20 protein-coding genes and 1 tRNA gene are annotated in these 25,090 nt (G+C 68.1%); 9 read left to right on the top strand and 12 right to left on the bottom strand.

Annotated features, from left to right (window positions below; translation table 11 throughout):
• The first annotated feature begins 194 nt into the window (after window positions 1-194).
• Window positions 195-1,496: a hypothetical protein gene (locus RIE32_08230; protein ID MEQ9096234.1), complete on the top strand. Its 1,302-nt coding sequence runs from the start codon at window positions 195-197 to the stop codon at window positions 1,494-1,496.
• Window positions 1,497-1,585: 89 nt separating this feature from the next.
• Here RIE32_08230 and RIE32_08235 read toward each other — a convergent pair whose 3' ends face one another.
• From RIE32_08235 to RIE32_08245, 3 genes are read right to left on the bottom strand one after another with little or no spacing between them, the layout of a single operon-like run.
• A complete protein-coding gene (locus tag RIE32_08235) occupies window positions 1,586-2,236 on the bottom strand; it encodes a hypothetical protein (GenBank protein ID MEQ9096235.1) in 651 nt (216 codons plus the stop codon).
• 37 nt (window positions 2,237-2,273) lie between these two features.
• Window positions 2,274-3,038: a GC-type dockerin domain-anchored protein gene (locus RIE32_08240; protein MEQ9096236.1), complete on the bottom strand. Its 765-nt coding sequence runs from the start codon at window positions 3,036-3,038 to the stop codon at window positions 2,274-2,276.
• Window positions 3,039-3,064: 26 nt separating this feature from the next.
• The gene (locus tag RIE32_08245) at window positions 3,065-3,853 is read right to left on the bottom strand and encodes a type II secretion system protein (protein ID MEQ9096237.1); all 789 of its coding nucleotides are present in this window, start codon (window positions 3,851-3,853) and stop codon (window positions 3,065-3,067) included.
• 102 nt (window positions 3,854-3,955) lie between these two features.
• Here RIE32_08245 and RIE32_08250 point away from each other — a divergent pair, with 102 nt between their 5' ends.
• From RIE32_08250 to RIE32_08260, 3 genes are all read left to right on the top strand, one after another.
• Window positions 3,956-5,029 (top strand): tRNA-dihydrouridine synthase, encoded by a 1,074-nt coding sequence (locus tag RIE32_08250; protein ID MEQ9096238.1) that lies wholly within the window; start codon window positions 3,956-3,958, stop codon window positions 5,027-5,029.
• 355 nt (window positions 5,030-5,384) lie between these two features.
• Window positions 5,385-7,160 (top strand): integrin alpha, encoded by a 1,776-nt coding sequence (locus RIE32_08255; GenBank protein MEQ9096239.1) that lies wholly within the window; start codon window positions 5,385-5,387, stop codon window positions 7,158-7,160.
• Between the two features lie 88 nt (window positions 7,161-7,248).
• Window positions 7,249-8,973, top strand: coding sequence for an integrin alpha (locus RIE32_08260; GenBank protein MEQ9096240.1), 1,725 nt, complete (start codon window positions 7,249-7,251; stop codon window positions 8,971-8,973).
• Between the two features lie 69 nt (window positions 8,974-9,042).
• On the opposite strand, the gene RIE32_08265 is transcribed toward RIE32_08260, so the two are convergent.
• Window positions 9,043-11,070 (bottom strand): cation-translocating P-type ATPase, encoded by a 2,028-nt coding sequence (locus RIE32_08265; protein MEQ9096241.1) that lies wholly within the window; start codon window positions 11,068-11,070, stop codon window positions 9,043-9,045.
• A 162-nt stretch (window positions 11,071-11,232) separates the two neighbouring features.
• On the opposite strand from RIE32_08265, the gene RIE32_08270 reads away from it, so the two are divergent.
• Window positions 11,233-12,285 (top strand): NAD(P)H-dependent glycerol-3-phosphate dehydrogenase, encoded by a 1,053-nt coding sequence (locus RIE32_08270; GenBank protein MEQ9096242.1) that lies wholly within the window; start codon window positions 11,233-11,235, stop codon window positions 12,283-12,285.
• Window position 12,286: 1 nt separating this feature from the next.
• On the opposite strand, the gene RIE32_08275 is transcribed toward RIE32_08270, so the two are convergent.
• The 5 genes from RIE32_08275 to RIE32_08295 all read right to left on the bottom strand — a co-directional run bounded on the left by RIE32_08275 (window position 12,287) and on the right by RIE32_08295 (window position 17,748).
• Window positions 12,287-13,117 (bottom strand): GC-type dockerin domain-anchored protein, encoded by an 831-nt coding sequence (locus RIE32_08275; protein MEQ9096243.1) that lies wholly within the window; start codon window positions 13,115-13,117, stop codon window positions 12,287-12,289.
• Window positions 13,118-13,712: 595 nt separating this feature from the next.
• Entirely contained in the window at window positions 13,713-14,627 is a 915-nt protein-coding gene (locus RIE32_08280) for a hypothetical protein (protein MEQ9096244.1), read from the bottom strand.
• A gap of 75 nt (window positions 14,628-14,702) precedes the next feature.
• Window positions 14,703-15,215 carry an N-acetyltransferase gene (locus RIE32_08285; protein ID MEQ9096245.1) on the bottom strand — a complete coding sequence of 171 codons (513 nt, stop codon included), beginning with the start codon at window positions 15,213-15,215 and terminating at the stop codon, window positions 14,703-14,705.
• A 9-nt stretch (window positions 15,216-15,224) separates the two neighbouring features.
• Window positions 15,225-16,589 carry a pyruvate dehydrogenase complex dihydrolipoamide acetyltransferase gene (locus RIE32_08290; GenBank protein MEQ9096246.1) on the bottom strand — a complete coding sequence of 455 codons (1,365 nt, stop codon included), beginning with the start codon at window positions 16,587-16,589 and terminating at the stop codon, window positions 15,225-15,227.
• 91 nt (window positions 16,590-16,680) lie between these two features.
• A complete protein-coding gene (locus RIE32_08295) occupies window positions 16,681-17,748 on the bottom strand; it encodes a pyruvate dehydrogenase complex E1 component subunit beta (GenBank protein MEQ9096247.1) in 1,068 nt (355 codons plus the stop codon).
• 135 nt (window positions 17,749-17,883) lie between these two features.
• Between RIE32_08295 and RIE32_08300 the strand changes: the two genes are divergently transcribed.
• The 3 genes from RIE32_08300 to RIE32_08310 all read left to right on the top strand — a co-directional run bounded on the left by RIE32_08300 (window position 17,884) and on the right by RIE32_08310 (window position 20,802).
• Entirely contained in the window at window positions 17,884-19,920 is a 2,037-nt protein-coding gene (locus RIE32_08300; protein MEQ9096248.1) for a M1 family metallopeptidase, read from the top strand.
• A gap of 137 nt (window positions 19,921-20,057) precedes the next feature.
• On the top strand, window positions 20,058-20,672 hold the full coding sequence (locus RIE32_08305) for a macro domain-containing protein (GenBank protein ID MEQ9096249.1): 615 nt from the start codon (window positions 20,058-20,060) through the stop codon (window positions 20,670-20,672).
• Between the two features lie 40 nt (window positions 20,673-20,712).
• Window positions 20,713-20,802 (top strand) — tRNA-Ser (locus RIE32_08310).
• 31 nt (window positions 20,803-20,833) lie between these two features.
• On the opposite strand, the gene RIE32_08315 is transcribed toward RIE32_08310, so the two are convergent.
• The 3 genes from RIE32_08315 to map all read right to left on the bottom strand — a co-directional run bounded on the left by RIE32_08315 (window position 20,834) and on the right by map (window position 23,453).
• Window positions 20,834-21,859 (bottom strand): hypothetical protein, encoded by a 1,026-nt coding sequence (locus RIE32_08315; protein ID MEQ9096250.1) that lies wholly within the window; start codon window positions 21,857-21,859, stop codon window positions 20,834-20,836.
• A gap of 3 nt (window positions 21,860-21,862) precedes the next feature.
• Window positions 21,863-22,534 (bottom strand): isoprenoid biosynthesis glyoxalase ElbB, encoded by a 672-nt coding sequence (gene elbB / locus RIE32_08320; protein MEQ9096251.1) that lies wholly within the window; start codon window positions 22,532-22,534, stop codon window positions 21,863-21,865.
• Window positions 22,535-22,604: 70 nt separating this feature from the next.
• On the bottom strand, window positions 22,605-23,453 hold the full coding sequence (gene map, locus RIE32_08325) for a type I methionyl aminopeptidase (GenBank protein ID MEQ9096252.1): 849 nt from the start codon (window positions 23,451-23,453) through the stop codon (window positions 22,605-22,607).
• Window positions 23,454-23,510: 57 nt separating this feature from the next.
• On the opposite strand from map, the gene RIE32_08330 reads away from it, so the two are divergent.
• A complete protein-coding gene (locus RIE32_08330) occupies window positions 23,511-24,836 on the top strand; it encodes a dihydroorotase (protein MEQ9096253.1) in 1,326 nt (441 codons plus the stop codon).
• Window positions 24,837-25,090 lie beyond the last annotated feature (254 nt).

The raw sequence follows: 25,090 nt of genomic DNA on the forward strand, positions 1-25,090 counted from the left end.
GACACCCCCTGAATTCCCGGTATCTCCCCCGCTATCTGGCGCACGGACGAGCTCGACCTGCGACGACGGCCCGATTTCTTCAATTTCACAGCGAGTTCACGGCGGGTTCAATGCCGGGCGTGATTGTTCGAGTGTGGGCCGGGTGGCCGGTCCACACGAAATTGATTCATCGAACACGGAAGGAGCTCTCCACCATGTTCAACAAGAAGCTGAACAACAGGACCAACACCGGCGAACGATTGACCCGCGGCCTTGTTCCCGCCCTCGTCGCCGCGGCTGGCCTGGCCATCGCCGCACCGGCAACCGCCCAGGACTGGGAGGAACACTACGAATGGGAGCCGGGCACGGGGTACCACGAGGAAGAGTGGTATGACCCGACCGACTGGTTTGACGACGACTTCTATAACACTGGCATCGACTACGAAGAGACCGGCTACGACTGGTGGCGTGACGGCGACGAGGCATGGTCGCCCGGATACGACAACGACTACTACGCCGACTACGACGGTGACCGCTCGTATTGGGAGAACCGCGACGGCGAGCCCAACGCCAGGTACGACTACACGTGGTCTGGATGGGACGACGCAAGCGGCCAGCGCAGGTCGCAGACCACCGACTCGGACTTCTACACCGACGAGGACGACCCGGTCGACTACGACTACTGGGACAGCCGCCGCGATTACGACTACACCAGCCAGGCGAACCAACAGGACCGGCAGCGGATGATCCAGAATGCGGAGCTTCGCGGCCGGCTCGATGGCTGGCAGCGCAGGAACCTCCAGGGCCAGAAGGACGCGCACACGCTCGTCCGCATCCGCATGGAAAACGGTCGCAGCGCGATCGTGAACCTTGGGCCCAACGTGGAGTTGTCCCGCCTGGACCTGCAGGACGGCGACCGCATCGCCGTGGCTGGCAAGCATGGCACGATCGATGGCAAGGACGTGTTGATGGCCCAGAAGGTGCGAACGGGCGACAAGATCGTTCGCATGAACAACTGGGAGCCGCAGCAGCAGAGCAATCGCGATCGCATGCAGCGCGAGTACGACCGCCAGCGCCGGATGCAGGCCGAGCGTCAGCGTCAGATGCAGTACGAGCGCCAGATGCGTGCCGAGCACCAGCAGCGCATGCAGGATCAGCGGCGCAGCGGTTCGCAGGTTCGCGGCAAGCTGGAGAACTGGCAGCGCGTGGACCTGGAAGGCCAGAAGGACGCCCATACCCTGGTGCGTCTGCGCATGGACGACGGTCGCTCGGCGATCGTCAACTTCGGCCCCAACGTCGAACTCTCGCGGCTTGACCTCGAGCAAGGCGACCACGTCGCCGTGCGGGGCATGCCCGGCAGCATCAACGACAAGGACGTGCTGATGGCCCAGTACGTGCAGGTGATCGACAGCACGACCATCCGCATGGACAACTGGGACCCGACGGGCAAGGACGGCTCCGGCAGCACGCAGTCCAAGGCCAAGCAGAAGAGCGGGCAGAGCGAGCAGTCCGAGTAAACCTCGCCTGACCTGATGGCATAACGAACGACCGCCCGCACTCGCAAGAGGACGGGCGGTTTTCTCTTGCGCAGATGGTTGACCCGGTCTTAGCGGCGGCGGCGCATCGCCAGGGCGCCCAGGCCCAGGACGGCCAGCGAGGCGGGCGCGGGGATGATGACGTCTTCGACGTAGTGGATCGCCGCGTCGTGCACGCCCTCGTCCTCGCCGTTGTTGAAGACGAGATAGGTGGTCAGCGCGCTGCCGATGCCCGCTTCGCTGCTCGAGAGATCGAGCGCCAGCAGATAGACGCCCGTCTCGGCGTCGTTCAGGTAGAAGTCGTAGTGCTCATCGAAGCCGGCCGGGCCGACGCCGATGCCAAAGCCCGGTGCGCTGCCGGCCAGGGGGCTGGTGGCGCTCAGCGGGCCGAACTCGAGGGTGAAGGTCTGCGTCGCGCTCTCGAAGCCCGCGCCGTTCCATCGCTGCACGGGGCTGGCGAAGTCGAAGACCAGGTCGCTATCGGGGAACTCGCCCGCCGCGGCGAACAGGCCGGGCTCGTCGGCGTAGATCCGCCCACCGAACTCGAACATCTCGGCGGCAAAGACGCGCTCGCCGGGTACGACGAACTCGCCGCCGGGGCCGTCCTCGACGATGCCCGTGACGATGCGGCCGTCGACGATCTTCAGGCCGATGTCGCCCTCATGAGCGAGCGTGGCGCTGGTCAATGTCAGGGCGGCGATGCTGGTGATGGCTGCGCGCATGGCGGAACTCCTCTCAACTCTCTCGCGACCGGGCCCTTCAGCAGCCCGCGTCGAACTCGTTCTGGAAACTCAGGAAGTCAAAGATGGTCAGCTCGCCGTCGCCGTCGAAATCGGCGGCAAGGTCGCCCGCGTCGAACAGGTTCTGGAAGGCCAGGAAGTCGAAGATCGTCAGCGAGCCATCGCCGTCCATATCGGCCCGGCACGGCGAGCCAATGAGCGTCGCCTCGACCCACGCCACGGCGTCGGCCAGATCGTCGGGGCTGGCGTTCTGGCCGAACACGAGATAGAAGGGGTCGCTGTCGGCGATGATCGCGGCGTCGTCCCACAGCACCATCTCCAGCAGGTAGACGCCATCGCTGGCGGGCGCAAGCAGTTCATACGCGAGGTGGTGGTGGAACTTGCCGGTGGTGCTTGCCTGGCCGAACACGAAGCCAGGCTGTGCACCAGCGAGGGGCGTCTCGATCGAGACCGGGCCCTTGCTGATCAGGATGCGCGAATCGGCGACGTCGGTGAAGGCGGCGCCATCCCACGCGAGCACGGGGCCGAGCACGTCGAAGCCCAGCGAGGCGCGCGGGGCGAACGCATCGACGGGCGAATCGAAGCCCGGGTCGTTGGTCCAGTTGGGAAGCTTGCCGAACGCCGTATCGAACACGCGGCGGCCGTAAACCGGCGTGCCGGCGTCGCTGTATCCGGTCTCGATGACGCCGCGCTCGCCGGTGATGACGATGTCGCCCTGGTGCGTCTGCGCCATTGCGGCGGCGCAGAGCGTCAGGAGCGTGATCGTTGAGGTCGTGATGCGCATGGGGCCTCCTTCCAATCGGGCATGCTTTACTGCGCGACGCGCGGGTCGAAGCGGTTCTTCTCGTAGCTCTCGTACACCTTCTCGAACTTTTCGATGGCGGCGTGGCCGTCGAGGTAGCCGTAGGTGGCGCGGGCCGACCAATCGCCGGGGTTGCCACCGTGGGCGTTGACCTGGCTCTCGAGCGAAGCGCGCAGCGGGATGCGCCCGCCGGGCGCGGCGCCCCAGTCCTCGGCGTGCACGTGGTCGGTGCGCGCGAAGTCGGCGCTCGCGTCGGTCTCACCGAAGGTCATCATCAGCCATTGCACCGTGGCGTAGGGGCGCTCGACCAGGCGGTCGGCGTCGTAGGTCTGATCGGGCGAGGGCGCGACGCTGCGGGTGGTGTAATTGTTCAGGCCATAGCTGGTCCACCGAGCGAGCTCGCCCAAGCCACTGGTTTCTCCTGCGCGCACGCGGCGGAGCGCTTCGGCGAAGCTCAACCCCTCGAACTGCCCGCCCTCCTCGACCGACCAGAACGGGCTGCGATCCACCGGCGAGCGGATGGCCAGGCCGTCTTCGGTGTAGTCGGCCAGCAGCACGGGCCAGGCGTTGGGCAGGTCGGCGATGCCGCCGTGGGCGAGCCCGGCGTCGACGTAGTGGCCCTTGTGGTCGTCGGCGTAGAGCCGCTGGGCGAGCCCGAGCGAGCGGACCTGGCTGAGACACACCGCGCCGCGGGCCGTCGCGCGGGCCTGGCCGAGCGCCGGCAGCAGGATGCCGATGAGCACCGCGATGATCGCGATGACCACGAGCAACTCGATGAGGGTGAAGGCGTGCCGCACGGCTGGCTCCCCGGCCCAGGTAATGAGACTGCGCTTTCAATACTACACATAGTGAGAAGGCGTTACCAGGAATCCGCCAGCGATTTGCCGGTACGATTCGGCGTGACCGCCGTCGCCACGAGCCCCATCCATGCCCAGAACCCGGCCATCGGCCGGCCGTTAACCATTGGCGGCGTTGAACTTGCGACGAACCTGCTGCTGGCCCCCATCGCCAACTACTGCGACCTGGCCTTCCGCCTCACCTGCCGGGATCAGGGCGGCGTGGGGCTCGCCTGCACCGACCTCTTGAGCCCCCAGGGCCTGCTCCGCGGCTCGGCCGCCAGCCTCGACCTCGCCCGCACCAGCGACGAGGACAAGCCGGTGGGCATGCAGCTCTACGGGGCCGACCCCGCCATCATGGCCGAGGGGGCCAGGTGGGCCGCCGACCACGGGGCGACGATCGTCGACATCAACATGGGCTGCCCGGTGGACAAGGTTTGTAAGAAGGACGGCGGCAGCAAGCTGATGTGCGACGTGCCCAACGCCATCGCCATCGCCGCGGCCGTGCGTGCGGCGCTGCCCGACTCGGTGCCGCTGACGGCGAAGATGCGCCTGGGCTGGAGCGAGGAAGATTGCCAGAACGGTGTCGCTGGCCAGCTCGCGCTGGGGCTGGTCGAAGTCGGCGTGAGCGCCATCACCGTGCACGGGCGCACGACCGCCATGAAATTCAGCGGCGAGTGCCGGCGCGCCGATATCGCCCGCGTCGTGCGCGCCGTGAAGGACACGCACCCGCACATCCCCGTCATCGGCAACGGCGACGTGCGCACCGCCCAGGACGCCATCAACATGATGGAGGCCACCGGCTGCGACGGCGTCATGATCGGCCGCGGGGCCCTGAGCACGCCCTGGCTCTTCCGCGACGCCTGGGCCCTCCAGACCACCGGCGAGGTTCCCCCAGAGCCGAGCGAGCACGAGAAGCTCGACATCGTCCGCGCCTTCTTCGACCGCATGCTCGCCTTCCGCGACGAGCACTACGCCATGACGCACATCCGCCGGCGGATTTCGTGGTTCGCCAAGCGGATTAATGGCGGGCACTGTCGACCGCTCAAGGAAGCCATCCGCACGGCAGAGGGCCCGGCGGACGTGGACGCCGCGCTCGACGGCTGGGCCTCTGGCGATCTGGCCGCCCCGGCTTGAACGAAAGCTTCGAATCGCTCGCCCCCGCGCACGCGCTGCGCGTTTTGCGTCCGAGAAGCACCGCAACGTCCGCGTAACCGAGTTCCAGAATGATTCTGTGACTGCACAGAATGGTTCTGGCACGCCACGGAAGGATTCTGGAACGCTCCAGAAGCGTGCCGTGACGCCACGAGTTCGTTCTGCAACGCCACGGACCGGCCCTGGAACGCTCCAGATTCGTTCCGCGACGCCGCGGCACGGTCCCACGCCGCTCCAGAAGCGTTCCGTGAAGCCCCGGATTGGGCCAGCACCGCTCCAAAATCGTCTTGTGGCGACTCGGCCTTCGTGGTATGCTGGTGGCAGAAGGAGCCCCGCCATGCCCAAGAGCCGAGTTGCCGTCCGCCCGTATGCCCTCTTCGCCGCCTGCGGGCTGGCCCTGACGGCCGCGAGTGCGGCGCTGGGTCAGGGCGATCCGTTGAGCGAGCCGTTTCCGGCAGTGCTGGAGTTGGCTGATCTTGATGGGGTGATCGGGTTTCGGATCGACGGCGAAGTTCGTGATGGCTTCACCGGCGTGAACGTCGCATCCGCAGGTGACGTCAATGGTGACGGCATCGATGATATGCTCATTGGCTCCCAAGTCGCTCCCGGAGAGAGCTACGTTGTGTTCGGTCGCGATGCCATAGCTGGTCCCGGCTTTCCGTCCGTGCTCCAGCTTGGCGACTTAGACGGAGTCACTGGGTTCCGAATTGGCGGCGTGGAGCGCCAGAGCGCAGGTTACTCGGTGGCCTCAGCGGGCGATTTCAATGGCGATGGCATCGACGATCTCGTCATAGGCGCGCACGGCGCTAGCCCGGGTGGCCGCTATCGCGCTGGCACGAGCTACGTCGTGTTTGGAAGCGACAGCGGCTTCCCAGCCACGTTTCGACTCGCTGACCTGAATGGCACCAACGGTTTCCGGCTTGACGGTGACGAGGAAGAAACCCATAGCGGCTACCGGGTGGCCCGTGCGGGCGACATCAATGGCGACGGCATCGGCGATGTGATCATTGGGGCACGGCGGTCCTATCCCTTCGGCAACGATCTACCTGGTCTGGCTTACGTCGTTTTCGGTCGCGACCCCAGCTCGGCCTTTCCTGCCGTACTCCAACTGGGCGATCTTGATGGCGAAACGGGCTTTCGCCTCAATGGCACCGATGCGGGTGATTACTTTGGCGTGAACATCGCGTCGACCGGCGACATGAACAACGATGGCGTTGACGACCTGATCATTGGGGCGACAGGAACCGACCCCGGTGGCCGCGAGAATGCTGGCACTAGCTTTGTTGTTTTTGGCCGCGACACCGCTTCGACCGGTGGATTTCCCCCGGTGTTTGAAATGTCTTCGCTAGTCGGCTCAGAGGGATTCCGTATTGAAGGAGCGGCCGCGTTCGATACCAGCGGCAGACCAGTTGCTCATGCGGGGGACGTGAATGGTGACGGCATCGACGATGTTGTAGTGTCGGCGCGCGGAGCAGATCCCGGCGGGCGCAGGTCGGCTGGCTCAAGCTACGTCGTGTTCGGCCGCGATACAACCGACCCATTCCCCGCTGCCCTGCAGCTCGTTGATCTTGATGGTGTCAGAGGCGTGCGTATCGAAGGTGTTGATTCTGGAGACTTTGCTGGCGAACCGGTCGCATCAGCCGGCGACGTCAACGGTGACGGCTTGGACGACCTGATCATCGGGACAACCTACTACACCGCTACGTCCTACGTTGTCTACGGACGCGACACCAGCGGCGGCGGCTTCCCGGCTGTGATCCCTCTAGCTGACATCGATGGTGAAATTGGCTTCCGTCTGGATGGCATTGCCCGCGCCGTGGCCCCGGCGGGCGACATCAACAACGACGGTGTCGACGACTTCATGGTCGCTTCACCCTCCTCCGATCCCGGCGGTCGCGAAGACGCCGGCTCGACCTACATCATCTATGGTCGTAAACTGACCTTCTGCCCCCCCGACCTCGACGGCGATGGCGAGCTCACCATCTTCGACTTCCTCACCTTCCAGAACCTCTTCGACCTCATGGACCCGCGCGCCGACTTCGACGGCGATGGCGACTTGACCATCTTCGACTTCCTCGCCTTCCAGAACGCCTTCGACGCCGGCTGCCCCTGATAGCGACCAAACGACGGGGCCATTGTTTTGCCTGCGCTGCAACCGCATGGGCTGCTTGCGGTATCGTGCTCGTGGAAGGAGAACCCGCATGAGAGAGAACCGCATGTCGACGTTGCTGGCCGTTGGCGGCCTGGCGACCACCGCGATGGCGCAGGGCCCGCTGAGCGAGCCGTTCCCCGCCACCATCAATCTGGCAGACCTCGACGGAGCGCTGGGCTTCGTCATGCACGGCGTTGCCGCGAGCGATCAGGCCGGGTACGCCGTGGGGAGGGCCGGCGACATCAACGGAGACGGACTCCCGGATATCGCGGTCGGCGCGTGGCTGGCCGACCCGAACGGCTCGCTCCAGGCCGGTGAGACCTACGTCGTGTTCGGGCGGCGTGACCCGAGCCCGCACTTTCCTGCCCGATTGGAACTTGCAAGCCTCGACGGGGCCATCGGCTTCCGCCTGCCAGGATTCATCGGAGGCGGCCGCAGCGGCTTTGCCGTGCGGTCGGCCGGCGACATCAACAACGACCGGATCGACGACCTGGCAATCGGCGCGCCCACGCTCGAGGCCAGCGGTCAGGTCTACGTGGTCTACGGGACCCGAGCAGGATTCGCAGCGCAGGTGCCGCTCGACTCGCTCAACGGCGCCAACGGCTTCCGGCTGGACGGCGATGACGCGTCGGGCCGGCTGGGCGCCGCGATCGGCCGCAGCGGCGACGTCGACGGCGACGGGCTGGACGACCTGCTGGTCGGCGCGCCGGGCGATCGGGACCGGGGCGAGGCGTTCGTGGTGTACGGGCGGCGCGAGGCGTTCCCTGCCGTCGTTGACCTGGACGACGTCCAGGGCACGCTGGCCAGTTCGATCGTCGGCGACGCGATCGCCAGCGACAACGTCGGCGCGGGCATGGCATCGATCGACTTCGACGGCGACGGACTGGACGACCTGGTCGTGGGCGCCCCCACCGCCGAGACGGGCTTCCGCAACGGCGGCGCGACGTACGTGCTCTATGGCAAGCTCGACCGCTTCCCCGCTCGCGAGAGCCTGTCGAGGATCCTGCCGCGGACGCGATTCCGCGGGGCCGAGACGGCCGACCGCGTGGGCACGGCCATCGACAACGCGGGCGACGTCAACAACGACGGCATCGACGACCTGATCATCGGCGCGCCGTTCTCTGCCGGGGTACAGGGCCGCGGGCGTGCGTACGTGGTGTTCGGCACGGCCGACGGGCTCGAACCGTTCGGCTGGAACGACCTGTTCGACGACACCGGCGAATTCGGCTTCCGCATCGAGGGCGTTGACACCGGCGATGGTTGCGGTACGTCGGTGAGCGCCGCGGGCGACGTGAACGGCGACGGCGTCGACGACCTGATCGTGGGCGCGCCCTCGATCGGCGATGTGGGCAAGGCGTATGTCGTATTCGGGCGCGAGGACGGTACATTCCCGCCCGTGCTGCGATTGCGGGAACTGGATGGCCAGAACGGATTCAGGCTCCTGGGCATTGGCAACAACGATCAGACGGGCATCTCGGTCGCGGGGATTGGCGACATCAACGGCGACGGCGCGGACGACATCGCGATCGGCTCGCCACTGACCGACCCCGACGGCCGCACGCGCGCGGGCATGGTGTCGATCGTGTACGGGCGTGCGTTGTTCCCCACCTGCCCGGCCGACCTGGACCGCGACGGCGAGGCGACGCTATTCGACTACCTGGCGTTCCTCACCGCGTTCGAGTCCGGCGACCTGATCGCCGACTTCACCGGCGACGGCACGCTGACGCTGGCGGACTTCCTGGCATTCCAGAACGCGTTCGACATGGGCTGCTGAACGAGGCCACAACCGCCAATGACAAACCCACGCCTTGGCGTGGGTTTTTATGTTGGTCGGAGATGGAACTCAGGCCGTCGCCAGCCCGCGCATCGACGCCTCGCGGCGCTTGGGGCCGCCCTCGGCCTCGCCCTCGATGGCGGCGAAGCTTTCACCAAACCGGAACAACCGGAAGCTGTTGAACATCACGAAGAGCACCGGCAGGATCTGGTAAAGGCCCGCGACAGTCAAGTTGATGAAGCCCGTCGAGGCGATGACAAGGCCCACGATCACGAACAGGATCGAGGCGATGATGTTCTGCAGGATGATCGCCTTGGTCTTGCGCGCCAGCTCGATGAAGAAGGGGATGCGGCTGAGGTCGTCGTTCATGAGCGCTACGCCCGCGCTGTTGGCCGCGATGTCCGAGCCGCTCAGGCCCATCGCCACGCCCACGTCGGCCTCGGCCAGCGAGGGACCGTCGTTGATGCCGTCGCCGACCATCATGACGCGGTAACCGCGGTCGACCAGGTCTCGCACGAGCTGGTACTTCTCTTCGGGCAGGCACTCGGCCTCGATGGCGTCGACCCCCACGGCCACGCCCACGCGCTTGGCCACGCTCAGGCGGTCGCCGGTGAAGATCGCGATGTGCCGGGCGCCGAGTTCACGCAAGCGTTGCAGCACGTTCTTGGTGTTCTTGCGGACGCGGTCCTCCAGGCCCACCACGCCCATGTACCGCCCGTCGCGCATGACGTGCACGCCGCTGATGCCCTCGATCTTGGCCTCGACGGCCTCGATGGCCGCCGCCTGGCCGGGCTTGAGCTCCTTGAGCCAGCTCGAACGGCCGACGTGCAGCTCGCCGCCCTGGGTGACGGCGCGGACGCCCTTGCCGTGCAGCTCCTGGAAGTCGCTGGGCGTCTCGACGGGCACGCGGGCCTTGTCGGCCGTGCGCGCGATGGACTGCGCCAGCGGGTGGTTGCTGTTGCGCTCGGCCGTCGCAGCGGCCTTGAGAAGATCCGCCCCCTCGACGCCCTCGGCCGGCACCAGCCTTGTCACTTCGAAGGTGCCGGTCGTGATGGTGCCGGTCTTGTCCATGATGATCGTGTTGACGCTGGCGGCGGCCTCGAGGAAGCCCGTGCTCTTGACCAGGATACCAAGCCGGGCCGCGGCGCCGAAGGCGGCGACCATGGCCGTCGGGCTGGCCAGCAAGAGCGCCGCGGGCACGGCCACGACGAGCACCGCGAGCGCCGAGGCGAATGCGTCCTGCTGGGTCTGCGCGTTGTTGGCGCTGAGCATGAAGACGATGAACGCCACGCCGATGGCGATGGGCACGAAGAAGCGCGCGACCTGCTCGATGATCTGCTGGCGCTGGGTCTTGGTGCTCTCGGCCTCGCGGATGAGCTGGGTGACCTTGCCGATGGTGGTGTCCTCGCCCACCTGGGTGACCTCGAGCTCGATGATGCCCGAGAGGTTGGTCGTGCCGGCGTAGACCTCGCTGCCGGCCTGCACCGAGACGGGGATGGCCTCACCGGTCAGCGACGCCTGGTTGATCTCGCTCTGGCCCTTGACGATGCGGCCGTCGACGGGCAGGTTCTCGCCCGGGCGGACGCGGACGATCTGGCCCAGCTTGACGTCGGTGATCTGCTCCTCGCGCTCGTTGCCGTCCTCGTCGACCACGCGGGCGGTGTCGGGCGTCAGGCCGACCAGGGCCTCGATGGCGCGGCGGGCGCCGCTGGCGGTGCGCTCGACGATCTCGTTGGAGATGTTCAGGATGAAGGCCAGCAGGCCGGCCTCGAAGTAGCGCTCCAGCGCCAGCGCGCCGCCCACGGCCACGACCACCAGGCAGCGCGAGCCGAACTCGCCCCGCTTGATCTCGCGCCAGGCCGGCGGCAGCAGGTAGGCCCCCAGCAGCAGGGCGGCGATGCCCGCGGGCACGGCGGCCACCGGCTCGCTGGCCATGCCCGTCCAGCGTGCGATGACCGAGCAGGCCAGCACGATGGCGGCGATCAGGAAGACGATGATCCGCAGCTCGATCTTGGTTTCCTGCTCGCTCTGGGAGCTCAGGTCCGGGTTCTCGAGCTGGTCCAACTCGTCGCGGCTGGGGCTGGCGAGCGTCGACATGGGCGGGCGTCTCCTGCCGGGGGCGGATGCGAGCGGTGCGAAGGGGCCACTTTAGGCCCCGGGGCGGCCTTTTCGGGCGGCGCACGCCAGCACGCCCGGGGGTCCGGGTGAAGGCGTGCTTACGCCGGCTCCGGCGGGGTGGTTCGCGGCGTATGGTGGACCATGCGACACGCCGTGGTGCTCGGAGCGGGACAGATGGGGCTGGTGTGCACGGCGATCCTCGCCTCGGCCTCGCCCCGGGAGTCCCAGCCGCACGAAGACGGCTCGGGCGAGGGCGACGAGATCGGCCGCATCGCTCTGTGGGGCCACGAGCCCGACGCCCAGCACAAGCTGGCCCAGGTCCGCCACAGCCCCCTGCTGGAGGGCTTCACCCTGCCCGAGCGCGTGGGGGTGGCCCTGAGCGACGAATCGGCCCTCAAGGGCGCCGGGCTGATCGTCTGCGCCATCCCCGCCCAGCACGTCCGCGAGGCGTTCGAGCGCCTCAAGGGCCACATTCCCGCCGGAGCGGGCGTGGTCAGCACGGCCAAGGGCCTGGAGCAGGGCACGCTCTTGCGGCCCACCGAGGTCATCGCCCAGGTGATCGGCGAAGACAGGCCCATCGCCGCCCTCAGCGGGCCCACCATCGCCGCCGAGCTGGCCCGGGGGCTGCCGGCCACCATGATCGCCGCCAGCCGCGACGAACGCTTCGCGCGCGACGTCCAGCGGTGGTTCGCCGCCAGCTACCTGCGGATCTACACCAGCACCGACATCGTGGGCACCGAGCTGGCCGGGGCCACCAAGAACGTCATCGCCATCGCCGCGGGCATCCTCGACGGCCTGCAGGCCGGCTACAACGCCAAGAGCGCCCTCTTGGCCCGCGGCCTGGCCGAGATCGTGCGCCTGGGCGTCGCCATGGGGGCCGAGCCGGAGACCTTCTTCGGCGTGGCGGGCGTGGGCGACCTGGCGACCACCTGCTTCAGTCCGCAAGGCCGCAACCGCGCGTGCGGCGAGGCCCTGGGCAAGGGCCGCACCCTCGAGCAGCACATGCGGGCCACCATGCACGTGGTCGAGGGCGTGGCGACCACCAGGGCCGTCATGGCGCTGGCCGAGCGGCACGGCGTCGAGATGCCCATCTGCGAGGCGGTGCACGCGGTGCTCTTCGACGGGCTCGACCCGGTGGACGCCATCGGCCTCTTGATGAGCCGGCCGCAGAAGGAAGAGCGGCTGGCGGAGTAGGTCAGCAGCCGGCGTTTAACTGGTTCAAGAACTCCAGGAAGTCGAAAATCGTAAACTCGCCATCGCCATCAACGTCGGCGGACGGATCCTCGACCGCGAACAGGTTCTGGAACACAAGAAAGTCACCCAGGGTCAGCACGCCGTCCAGGTCGAGGTCCGCCGGGCACCGCAGGAGCCAGCGGATCTGCGCCGCGGCCACGGCATCGGCCGGAACCCAGTTGTCCCACTGCTGCCCGTTGACCAGAACTCGACCGCCAGCCGAGAGCACCGTGCTCAGGCCGGCGTCTTCGTAGCGGATGATCCCGCGGGACCCGATGGCGGGGAGGAGTTCGTCGCCGTAGTCCGGCGGGAACAGCTCGTCCCACAGCGGCAGGCCGCCGAACGGCATCGACGGGTGCCGCGGCGGCTCGATCGTGTCCAGCCGGCGCAACGGCAACCGAAGATCCACCGCCCCCTCCAGCCCCAACAGGTCGTACCAGGCGTCGGGCACGAGCTCCAGGTCGGCCATCTGGAAGTGCAGCGGGCGACCCGCATCGACGTGGTCGCGCAGCAGCGCCAGGATCTCGGCCTCGTACAGCGCCTCGAAGCGGATCGTCCGACGCACGATCACCAGGTCCCACGGCCCGTCGAGCAAGTCGTCGCGCGTCGCGCGCGAGGTAAACGCCACCTCGGCGTCGATGCCCAGGTCACGCAGCGCCGACGCGATGGGCGTGAACACGAACAAACCGAACTCCGTGCTGTACAGCACCCGAGGGTCGTCCTGCGCGTGGCAGGGTTGGCACGCCACGCATGCGAGCAACAGGCCGACAAGGCTTCCAATCATCGCTCTCATCTCGATCCCTCCCATGTTGTCCCTCAGGCGAAGCGATACACGAACCCCGCCTGGGTCGCCGCATCGCCGCCGCCGCCCTCGGTCCATCACCCCGCCCTGATTCACGATAACAGAAGATCGCCAGATCCGTTGCGGGTTTTGCCCAGATCCTCGCTGCTGTGACGGGCCGCTGCACCCCCCTCACCCCCTGAATCGGGAGGCATAACGGGCGGGACATATCGGACGCCGCGTTCGAGATCGGTCCCTCCGGCGGCTTCGTGCCTCGCGTTGCGGCCGAGATGCGGTCCATCGCACGCGTGATGCGTTCCATCGGAGGCCTCGCGCCGTCCCTCGCACGCCACTTTTGGACCATCGAACGCGCCACACGGTCCATCGCACGTCACTCTTGCTCCATCGGACGCGTCATTTACTCCATCGGTGACGACTTTTGGACCATCGAACGCGTCCTATGGCCCATCGGAGGCCTCATGCGCTCCATCGCAGGCCTCGCGCGGTCCATCGGAGGCCTCGTACGGAACGATCCCAAGGGCACAACCGCCCTGGGTGGGCATGGGCGGGCGCACGCGGATGCTGGGAGGGAACCGGCCCGCCCGGCTCAGTCCCTCGGCGGGGTCGAGGGCTCGGCCAGCGGGGTTTCCCCCCGCAAGCGGCGGCCCAGGTCGGCCAGGATGCGGTCGTCCAGCGAGATCAGGTGGTGGCTCAGGACGATGCGGCCGGGCACCCAGATGGGCTCCTGCCCGTTGGGGGCCGCGTTGGTGGCGCCCACCCAGGTGTCGCGGAGGGTGGCGTAGGGGACGATCCTGAGGTCATGCCCATCGCCCAGCGTCGCCGCGTCCAGGTCGGCCAGGAAATCGCTGCCGGGCTTCATCTGGCGGGCCGATTCATCGAGGCGGATCCAGTTGGCCAGCTTGGCCCCCTTGTGGGGGCTGCCCAGGGTGTAGAGGGTCTGGATGTTCAATCGCACGCCCAGGTTCCGCTTGACGTCGGTGGGCTCGGCCCACGCCGTGCGGGCAACCAAGCCGCCCATCGAGATGGCGACCACGTCGACCTCGGCCGTCCAGCGCTCGCCGGTGAGCGGGTCGGTGTTCGTGCCGTACTCGTCGGCGACCTTCTGGGCGACCGCGTCGGCGATGTCGCGGATGTCCTCCTGCCAGAGGTAGGAGATGGCCATCACCCGGCCCTCTTCGGCCCCGGTGACTTGGCGGATGCGCCCGGCCAGGCCCTTGCCGGTGAGGCTCGGGCTGCGCCAGCCGCTCAGGACGATCACGGGGCGGTCCAGGCCCACGGGGGTGGCTTCCATCTTCTCGATGGCGGCGTCGACCTGGTCGTTGGTGGCCGGGTAGGCGGGGTTGGGATGGTCCAGGTGGATGCACGAGGCCAGGGCGAACAGGGCGGCGCCGGCCACGACGCCGATGGCCCCGCGGCCGAGGCGCTTGCGCCACTTTCTCGGCCGCTTCGCGGGCGCGGCGTCGGTGCTGGGGGTGTCCTGGGTGGGGTCTGGTGCGGTCATGGGGCCTCCCGGGGCGGCGTGCCCGGGGAGTGTAGTGGGAAAAGCTAGCGGCTGCTTACAAATGCGGCGATCCGCTCAGCCCGGGGCGTCGAACGCCTGAGCGTATCGGACCAGCCCGCCGCCGTCCGGCACGCCCCCGCCGGGCAGGGAAAGGACCATGAACGCCTCGCCGGCGTCGTAGGGGCCGGTCAGGCCGTGCCCGGAGGCGGGGCGGAAGCCGAAGCGGCGGTAGTAGGCCGGCTCGCCGAGCACCACGCAGAACGCGGCGTTCCAGCACGCCGCCAGGGCGGCGGCGACGAGCGTGGCGCCGATGCCGCGCCTCTGGCGGCCCGGCAGCACCGCGACGGGCGCGAGGCCCACGCCCTCGCTGGGATTTCCGTTGATGGTCACCGGGCTGATCGCGACGCAGCCGACGATTGCGCCCTCGAGCTCTGCGACGAGCGAGACGCGCAGGTCGCCATCGGCGCGCAGCTTCTTGACCAATTCGGCTTCGTCGGCGGTCGGGAAGGCGGCGCGCAGGACCCGGTCGATGGCGTCCACGTCCTCGGCTCGCTCGGCGCGGATGGTGACCGCCGGCGCGTCGTGCACGCGGGCCGCTCAGACCAGCAGCGTCGCGGGCGCCTCGAGCATGCCCTTGACGGTGTTGAGGTACTGGGCGGCCATCGCGCCGTCGACGATGCGGTGGTCGCTGGACATGGTCATGCTCATGACGCTGCCGATCATGAGCTGGCCGTCGCGGACGACGGGGATCTCGCGCGCGGCGCCGACGGCCAGGATGCAGGCGTTGGGCGGGTTGATGATGGCGGTGAAGTGCGACACGCCGAACATGCCCAGGTTGCTGATGGTGAAGGTGCTGCCTTCCATGTCCTCGACGCTCAGGCCCTTCTCGCGGGCCTTCTTGGCCAGGCGCCGCGTCTCGCTCGAGATCGTCCGCAGCCCCATGCGATCGGTGCCCTGGAGGACGGGGACGACCAGGCCCCCGCCGCGCTCTTCGGGCAGGGCGACGGCCACGCCGATGTTGACGCTGCCGTGCTGGCGGATGGCGGCCTGCTTGCCGCTGTCGTCCCACGAGCTGTTGACGAAGGGGTGCTGGTGCATCGCCAGGGCGCAGGCGCGGACGAGGAAGTCGTTTACGGTAAGCTTGACGCCCTGGGCCTGGAGCTGCTCGTTGAGCTGCTCGCGCAGGTCGAGCAGGGCGTCCATGTCGACCTCGACGGTGACCTGGTAGTGCGGGATCGACTGCTTGCTCTGCACCAGGCGCTTGGCGATGGTGCCGCGCATGTTGCTGAGCGTGACGGTGTGGTCTTCGAGGGCCGCGCCGATGGGCGGCAGCTCGGGTTGGGCGGGGGCGGAGCGCGAGGGCTGCGAACGAGCGCCGCCGGATTCGAGGGCCTGCTCGACGTCCTTCTTGACGATGCGGCCGCTGGGGCCGGTGCCGTCGATGCCCGCCAGGTCGACGTTGTGCTCGCCGGCGATCTTCTTGGCCAGCGGGCTGGCGAAGATGCGGCCGCCGTCGCCGCCCGAGGCCGCACCGTTGGCGCTGCCATTGGAAGCCGGGGCGGTTGCGGTGGCGGTCGACGCGGACGCCTTGCTGGAATCGCCCCCATCGGCCTGCTTGCTCTTGTCCTTCGAGTCGCCTTCGGACTTGGACTCGGACTTGCTCTCGCTCTTGGCTTCCGCCTTCGCCTCACCACCGCCCTTGGCGGCCTCGGCAACGTCTTCGCCCTCTTCGGCCAGGATCACGATCGGGTCGCCCACGTTCACCGCGTCGCCCTGCTTGGCGGCCAGCTTGGCCACGGTGCCCTCGTCGAAGGCCTCGAGCTCCATGGTGGCCTTGTCGGTCTCGATGTCGGCCAGCACGTCGCCGGGGGAGACGGAGTCGCCTTCTTTCACGTGCCATTGCACGACCGTGCCGACTTCCATGGTGTCCGAGAGGCGGGGCATGGTGACGGTGATGGGCATTTGCGATGGCTCCGGAAGTCTGCAACTGGTCGCAGCGAGTCGGGTACGTCAGTTCGAGGCGGGCAAGGCGGAGAGATCGGGACGACGAGGGCTACTGCACGACGCCCTTGACGGCTTCCACGATCCTGTTCGCGTTCGGCAAGTACGCCGCCTCCAGGTTCTTCGCGTACGGCGTGGGCACGTCGGCCGTGTTCACGCGGACCGGCTGGTGGTCGAGCCAGTCGAAGGCGTGCTCGATGATCTGGGTGATGACCTCGCTGGAGACGCCGGCGAAGGGCCAGCTCTGGTCGACAACCACCACCCGGTTGGTCTTCTTCACGCTCTCGATGATCGCGTCGATATCCAGCGGGCGGATGGTCCGCATGTCCAGGACGTCGACCTCGATGCCCTCCTCGGCCAGCTTGTCGGCGGCCTCCAGGCAGAAGTTGACCGGGCGGCCAAAGCTGACGATCGTGCAGGCGTCGCCCTCGCGAGCCAGCCGGGCCTTGCCGAAGGGGATGAAGTAGTCTTCCTCGGGCACGTGGCCGGTGTCGCCCAGCATGCGCTCGCTCTCGAGGAAGAAGACCGGGTCGGGGTCGGCAATGCTCGTGCGCAGCAGGCCCTTGGCGTCGATGGCGTTGGAGGGGATCACGATCTTGACGCCCGGCACGTTGCTGTAGAGGCCCTCGACGCACCAGCTATGGGTGCTGCCGAGCTGGCCGCCCGCGCCGTCGTTGCCGCGGAAGACGATGGGGCAGCCCCATTGCCCGCCGGACATGTACAGCATCTTGGGCGCGTTGTTGAGGATCTGGTCGGCCGCGACAAGGCTGAACGACCAGCTCATGAACTCGACGATCGGTCGCAGGCCGCTCATCGCCGCGGCGATGGCCATGCCGGCGAAGCCGTTCTCGCTGATGGGGGTGTCGATGATGCGCTTGGGCCCGAACTCGTCGAGCATGCCCTGGCTGACCTTGTACGCGCCGTTGTACTCGGCGACTTCCTCGCCCAGCAGGAAGACGCGATCGTCTTCACGCATGGCAAAGGACATGGCCTCGCGGAGGGCTTCGCGGAAGGGAATCTCGCGGTTGCCTTCGCGCGTGGGCTCCTGCCAATCCGAGAAGTCGGGAAATGGCTGGGGCTTGAGCAGGGCGGGATGCTCGATCTCGATCGTGGCGGGCATGGGCGGGATCCTCGCGTTTCGGTCCGGGGCGAAGGGGATGGTATCCGTGGGCTGCCGCCCGCGGGCGCAGGCCCGGCCCGGCGTCCGGGTATCATGCGGCAACCTGCGGCCCAACGACCCCCTCGGGAGACTTCCATGCGGACCATGCTCGCCTGCCTGCTGGCCCTGACCATGCCCCTTGTCGCCACCGCGGCGGCCCAGACGGGCGAAGAGCGTCCATTCGACGCCTTCGCACCGCTCGACCTGCCCACGCCCAACGCCTTCCGCCTGGGCTCGGGCGCCCCCGGTCCGCAGTACTGGCAGCAGCGGGTGGATTACAAGATCGACGCCACGCTGGACGCCGAAAGCCAGCGGCTGAGCGCCACGCTGGAGGCGACCTATTACAACAACTCGCCCGACGAGCTGACCTTCATGTGGATCCAGCTCGAGCAGAACCTGTTCCGGCAGGACAGCATCGGCACGCGCAGCCGCACCGGCGGCGGGCCGATGCGGCAGATGGACGAGGCGTTCAACGGCGGCTACGACATTCCCTACGTCCGCTCGGGCGGCAAGGAGCTGGAGTTCACGGTCTACGACACGCTCATGCGTGTCGAGCTGCCCCGGCCCATCCAGCCGGGCGGGCGCTTCGGCTTCGAGCTTGCGTTCGCCTTCGACATGCCGCCCTACCTGCGCCGCATGGGCGCCGAGGACGTCGAGCAGGGGCGCATCTTCGAGTATGCCCAGTGGTTCCCCCACGTGTGCAACTACGACGACGTGCACGGCTGGAACACGCTGCCCTACGCGGGCAGTGGTGAATTCTACACGAACTTCGGCAACTACGAGGTCAACATCACCGTCCCGCGCACCTACCTGGTCGCCGGTTCGGGCGTGCTGCTCAACCCCGCGCAGGTGCTCACGGCCACGCAGCGGCGCCGGCTCGAAGAAGCGAAGAACAGCCGCGAGACGGTGATGATCCGCACGGCCGAGGAGGTCGGGGATCCAACGTCGCGGCCCGAGGGCGAGGGCCCGCTGACGTGGAGGTTCCGCGGCGAGAACATCCGCACGTTTGCCTGGGCGGCCAGCGACGCGTTCATCTGGGACGCCTGCGGCGTGGTGATCGAAGACCTGGAGGGCAACGAGAAGACCGTGCTGTGCCAGTCGCTGTATCCCAACGAGGCCGACGCGTGGAAGCCCGAGGCCGAGCAGGGCGGCAGCACGCAATACGTGGCCCACAGCGTGGAGTTTTACAGCGACTTCCTCTATCCGTACCCCTACCCGATCATGACGAACGTGAACGGGCCCGAGGGCGGGATGGAGTACCCGATGATCATCTTCTGCGGCGGGCGAACGGGCCGCGGGCCGCTGGGCGTGACCGACCACGAGGTGGGCCACACCTGGTTCCCGATGATCGTGAACACCGACGAGCGGCGGCACGCGTGGATGGACGAGGGCTTCAACACCTTCATAAACATGCACTCGCTGGCCGCCTTCCGAGGCCAGGACATCGACCCGGGCCGGGCGCGTCGGCAGACCATGCAGCTTGCCCGCGGGCGCAGCCAGCCCATCGACGTGTTCCCCGATCGCAACCTGCCGGGCCTGCTCGGGCGCTTGCAATACCGCAAGACGGCCATGGGCATGCACCTGCTCCGCGAGGTCGTGCTCGGGCCGGAACGCTTCGATTATGCCTTCCGCGAATACGTCCGCCGATGGGCGTTCAAGAGCCCTCGGCCGGCGGACTTTTACCGCACGATGGAAGACGCGGCGGGCGCCGACCTGGCGTGGTTCTTCCGCCAGTGGTTCATCGAGGATGGCTCGCTCGACCAGGCGATCGAGGTCGCCTTCAGCGAAGAGCCCGAGGCCACCGAGACCGAGGGCGAGGGTGAGCAGGCCGAGGAGCCCTACGTGCCCACCGCCACCATCACCGTGCGCTCGCTTGGCGAGATGGTGATGCCCGCGGAAGTCATCGTGCAGTTCGATGACGGGTCGTACGACCGCCGGTTCTATCCGGTGGAGACCTGGGCCACCACGCGCGAACGCAGCTTCGAAGTGACGCTCGATGGGCGCCTCCTGCGCCGGGCCATCGTCGATCCGCAGGGCCTGCTACCCGACGTCGAGCCGGACAACAACCGCTGGCTGGCCGATGGCGAGGCCGAGGAAGACGCCGAATCCGAGGACGAGAACGACGAGGGCTGAGCCGCCGGCCGACCCATCGCCCGATCTCCAATCGCGGATTACCGGCCTGCCGGTCGCCGTGCTCGACACGGGCAACGCGGTGGTCTTCGAGCGCTAGCCTTCCTCAGCCACGCTCGGCCGAGCGAACGGAGCAGCCCATGGCGCCGGTGATCGAGGCCATCCTGGACGACATCACGACGCTGCGCGTCGACGCGATCGTTAACGCCGCAAACGAGATGCTGGCCCCCGGGGGCGGGGTGTGCGGGGCCATTCACCGGGCGGCAGGCCCCCGGCTCGAGGACGCCTGCCTGGACCTGCCCGAGGTCCGCCCCGGCGTGCGGTGCGAGCCCGGGCACGCCGTGGTGACGCGATCGTTCGAGCTTCCCGCCCGCTGCGTCGTCCACACGGTGGGCCCGGTCTGGGTCAACGGCCGCAGCGGCGAGGACGACACGCTGGCGGCGTGCTATCGGTCGTGCCTGGAGCTGTGCCGAAAGGGCAAGATCGCCTCGATCGCCTTCCCGGCCATCTCGACGGGCGTCTACGGCTTCCCGCCCGAGTACGCGGCGATCATCGCCGTCCGGACGATCGCCCGAGCCATCGCCCCGACCGAGGACCGCCCGGACCCCTTCCCGCACCTGGAGACGATCATCCTGTGTGCCTTCGACGAACGGACCCTGGAGCTGTATCGCCGGCAGTTGGCGGCGGCCGGATTGGCTCAAGAGGGCACGCGGGGCGATCCGAATGGGAAGCATGACGCGGCCCCGGCTGGCTGATACCATGCGGTCCCGTCGGGACGTCGAGTCCCGGCCACACGGAGTGGTGCCCGAGAGGCTGAAGGGGCCGGATTGCTAATCCGGTGTACTGGTTTTACCGGTACCGAGGGTTCGAATCCCTCCCGCTCCGCTTGAGACGCCCGCTGAGAAGCGGGCGTTTTTCATTGGGCGGAACGGGCGACGGCCAGGGCCCGAGCGCGGATGCGGATGAGCAGCCAGAGGGCGAGCACGAACAAGACCAGCGGCGGGATCAGGGAGATGACCACGGCGATGATGACCGCCGGGTCTGCCATGGCGCCAAGGCCCGCCGATTGGGTGCCAGTGCCGCCGCCCTGAGGCGTGAGCCCGTCGCCGTTGCCAGACAGCGCCATGTGGAAGGAAGGAACGCCCTGGGCCGTGGGCCCCTCGCCCGCCAACGTATTCGCGATCAGGATTGCGTCGTCCAGTTCGCCCTGCGAGTTGGACCAGTAGGCGTCGAGCCCGCCCCGGCGATACAGCTCGCGCACGGCACTCTCCACGTCCGTGCCGGAGGCTTCGGGCACGCCACCACGAGCCGGGATCGACCATGCGTCCTTGCCCACGTCGTAGGTGAGCGAAACCGGATTGGCATCCGGCCCTCGCAGCCCCAGTTGCAGCGTGCCGGTTCGTGGCTCGACGGTCGGTTCCACCGGCGTTCCAGATACGAACCGATCGGGGCCGGTGAGGTCGGCGTTGACGTAGAACTCGTAGTCTGGCGCATTGGACCCAGGAAACCATGGGCCGAACGACTGGTTGCTGGTGTACTGGTAGATCGACGTGCTGCCCACCGCGATCTGGTTGCCGATGGCCGTCCCGATCGAGACGGAGATGCCGCCCACGACCAGGCACACGGCCATGATCATGACCACCGCCAGCAGCATCGGTGCGCCCAGGCGGACGGTGGTGGCCACCGTCACGATGCCGCCGCGCAGGTAGGGCGTGCCGCACTCGCCGCACCGTTCGCCGGTGATGGTCTCGCCCACGGCATGGCCGCACACGCCGCAGACGGCCGGGCTTGCGTCGTGTCGCGCGCGCCTGGCCGCGCGGCGGACCTGATCGAACCCGATGCCCGCGCATGACAGCAGCGCCCACAGCCCCACGATCGGCAGGGCCAGCAGCACGAGCAGGAAGAGGATCTGGATCAGGCCCAGCAGCCACATGCCGCCCATGCCCTACACCGCCGCCGGCTGCTCGACCATCTCCATCACCTTGTCCACCATCGCGCCGATGCCCGTGAAGACCGCCCCGATGGGCTGGTCGCACATGTAGGCGGGGGTCGAGACGATGCGGTGGCGGTTGTCCACGACGATGCCGTCGCCCTCGCAGTCCTGGTGGGTCGCGCCCATGGCCTCCAGCCCGTCGGCCGTGCCCTTGTCGCGGCCGATGGTCAGGTTGGGTCCCAGGTCCTTGCCGAAGACGCGGGCTGCGACGGCCGGGCTGATGCACGCAAAGCCCAGCGGCCGGCCGGCCTGCTGGGCTTCCTTGAGCACGCGGGCGACCTGCTCGTTGGCGGTGCAGTCGGGCCCCTTGCTGGCAAAGTCGCACAGGTTCTTGGCCGCCCCGAACCCCCCGGGCAGGACGATGGCGTCGAAGTCGCTTCCCTTGACCTTGGCCAGGGGCGTGACGTCGCCGCGGGCGATGCGGGCGGCCTCCATAAGCACGCTGCGCTTCTTGCCGGTGGGCTGCTGGTTGAGGTGGTTGATCTCCTCGAGTTCCATCTCCGGAGCCAGGCACACCGCCTGGGCGCCGTGGCGGTCCAGCGCGTGCAGCACGGCCACCGCCTCGTGGATCTCCGACCCGTCGTACACGCCGCACCCGCTGAGGATTACTCCGACCTTCGGCATCATCGCCTCCTTCGTTTGCTCCTTGCTCCGCAGGCGTATACCGCGATGGCCGTGGCGGCGTTGCACCCCGCTACCTGGATATAACGTCGGGCAGTTGCTCGAGCCCGGCCGTCAGGTTCCTGGGGCCGTCCTCGGTAATCAGGACGTCGGCCTCGTAGTGCACGCTCTGGCTTCCATCGGCGATATCCAGCGGCCAGGCGTTGCCGTGCTGGGTGATCCGGCCGGTGCCCACGGCGATCATGGGCTCGACGGCCAGCAGCATGCCGGGGGTGAACTTCTGGTGGGCCTCGCGCCACTCGAGCGCGGCCACGGCGGGGACGGTGTTGGCGATGAACGGCGGGGCGTGCAGCGTGCGACCATAGCCGTGGCCGCCCAAGCCCCGCACCATGTGGAACTTACATTCTTTCTCGACGTGGTGCTGGATGGCCCGGGCCCACTCGACAAGCTCGGCCCCGGGCTGCATGGCCTCGATGCCCAGGCGCAGGGCCTCCTTGCCGCAGTCCATGAGCTTCCGCGTCGTCGCGTCGGGCTGGCCGAAGCTGTAGGTATACGCCGCGTCGCCGATCCAGCCCTGCTTGCTCACGCCGATGTCGACCTTCAGGACGTCGCCCTCCTTCAGGGGCTCCTGGTGGCTGCCGGGGTGGCCGTGGACGACCGTCTTGTTGACGCTCAGGCAGGCATGGGCGGGGAAGGGCGGGTGCCGGCCGGCGCGGTAGCCCTTGAAGCAGCTCTTGGCGCCCATGCCGGCCAGCGTCTCGCCCACGAAGCGGTCGATCTCGGCGAGGGTCTGGCCGTGCTTCAGGAAGCCGACGATGGCCTCGTGGGTCTCGACCACGCACCGGGCGGCCTGGGCGGCCAGCTCGATCTGGGCGTCGGAGATGGGCGGTTGGGCGCTGCGGCGCCGCGTGGTTGGTGCCATGGATGCGTTCCTCGCGTCTAGCCTAGGTCGATCTCGCGCACGTACCAAGGACCACGCATGACCCGCACCCGCATCGACAACGCCACCTGCGTCCTGCCCGACGGCACGCGCCCCGCCTCGGTCCTGCTGGGCGGCGGGAAGATCCTGGATATCGACCCGGCCCCATCCGCCCACGCCGACGAGGTCATCGACGCCGGCGGCCTGCACCTGATCCCCGGCGTCATCGACAGCCACGTGCACTTCCGCGAGCCGGGCCTGACGCACAAGGAGAACCTGCACACCGCGACGCTCGCGTGCGCCGCGGGCGGCGTGACGACCTTCATCGAGATGCCCAATACGGCGCCGCCGGCGACGACGCAAGCGGCCATCGACCACAAGCTGAAGCTCGCCGCCGATCGCTGCATCGTCAACTACGGCTTCTACATCGCCGCCAGCACCGACAACCTCGAAGAGCTCAAGAACGCCCGGCGCGTCGCGGGCATCAAGATCTTCATCGGCTCGAGCACGGGCAACCTGTACGTGCACGACCAGGACGCGCTCGAGGCCATCTTCGCCACCACCACCCTGCCCATCTGCGCCCACTGCGAGGATGAGCCCACGGTCCAGGCCAACGCGGCCAAGCTCGATGGCGGCAGGACCGTGCACGATCACAGCAGGATCCGCGACCACGCCGCCGCGCGGATCTGCACCGCGCGCGCGATCGATCTTGCGCTGCGTCACGCGCACCGCTTCCACGTGCTGCACGTTTCTACTGCGGATGAAGTCCCGCTGATCGCCCAGGCGCGCAAGACCCACCCCGGCATCGTGACCGGAGAGGCCTGCCCGCACCACCTCTGGTTTACCGTCGACGACTACGACCGCCTGGGCACGCGCATCCAGATGAACCCGGCCGTCAAGACGAAGGCCGACATCGAGGCGCTGTGGCAGGCGCTCCACGACGGCGTGCTCGGGATGGTCGTCACCGACCACGCGCCGCACACGCTCGAGGAGAAGAAGCAGCCCTACCCCAAGAGCCCCAGCGGCATGCCCGCTGTCGAGAACTCGCTGGCCGTCATGCTCACCGCGATGCACGCCGGCCGCTGCACGCTCGAGCAGGTCGTCGACTGGATGTGCGCCGCGCCCGCCAAGACCTGGCGCATCGTGGGCAAGGGCTCGATCATCCCCGGCTACGACGCCGACCTGGCGCTGGTCGACCTCGACAAGGCCCACACCGTCAGGGACGACGAGCAGCTGACCAAGTGCCGCTGGAGCCCCTGGCACGGCCAGACGCTGAAGGGAAGGGTCGTCCGCACGATCGTCGGGGGGCGGACGGTGTTCGAGGCCGGCCGCTTCGACCCGATGCACCGGGGGGCCCCGGCGCGGTACGCATACGAGTTGGGCTGAGTCGACCGGCTCCTGTTCGGATCCGGGCACGCCTGAGCGGGATCGGAGCGGGCCAAGGTCACGCTCGCGCGGAGCCAGACGGGAGCAGTCTTGCTCAAGACGGGAGCAATCTAGAGCAAGACGGGAGCAGTCTTGTCCAAGACGGGAGAAATCTAGAGCAAGACGAGAGCAGTCTTGCCCAAGACGGGAGCAATCTGGCTCCAGTCGGGAGTAATCTTGAACCGGGCGGGAGCCGATAAGAGGCGCAAACACGC

This window comes from Phycisphaerales bacterium, from assembly GCA_040221175.1.
Lineage (GTDB): Bacteria > Planctomycetota > Phycisphaerae > Phycisphaerales > UBA1924 > JAHCJI01.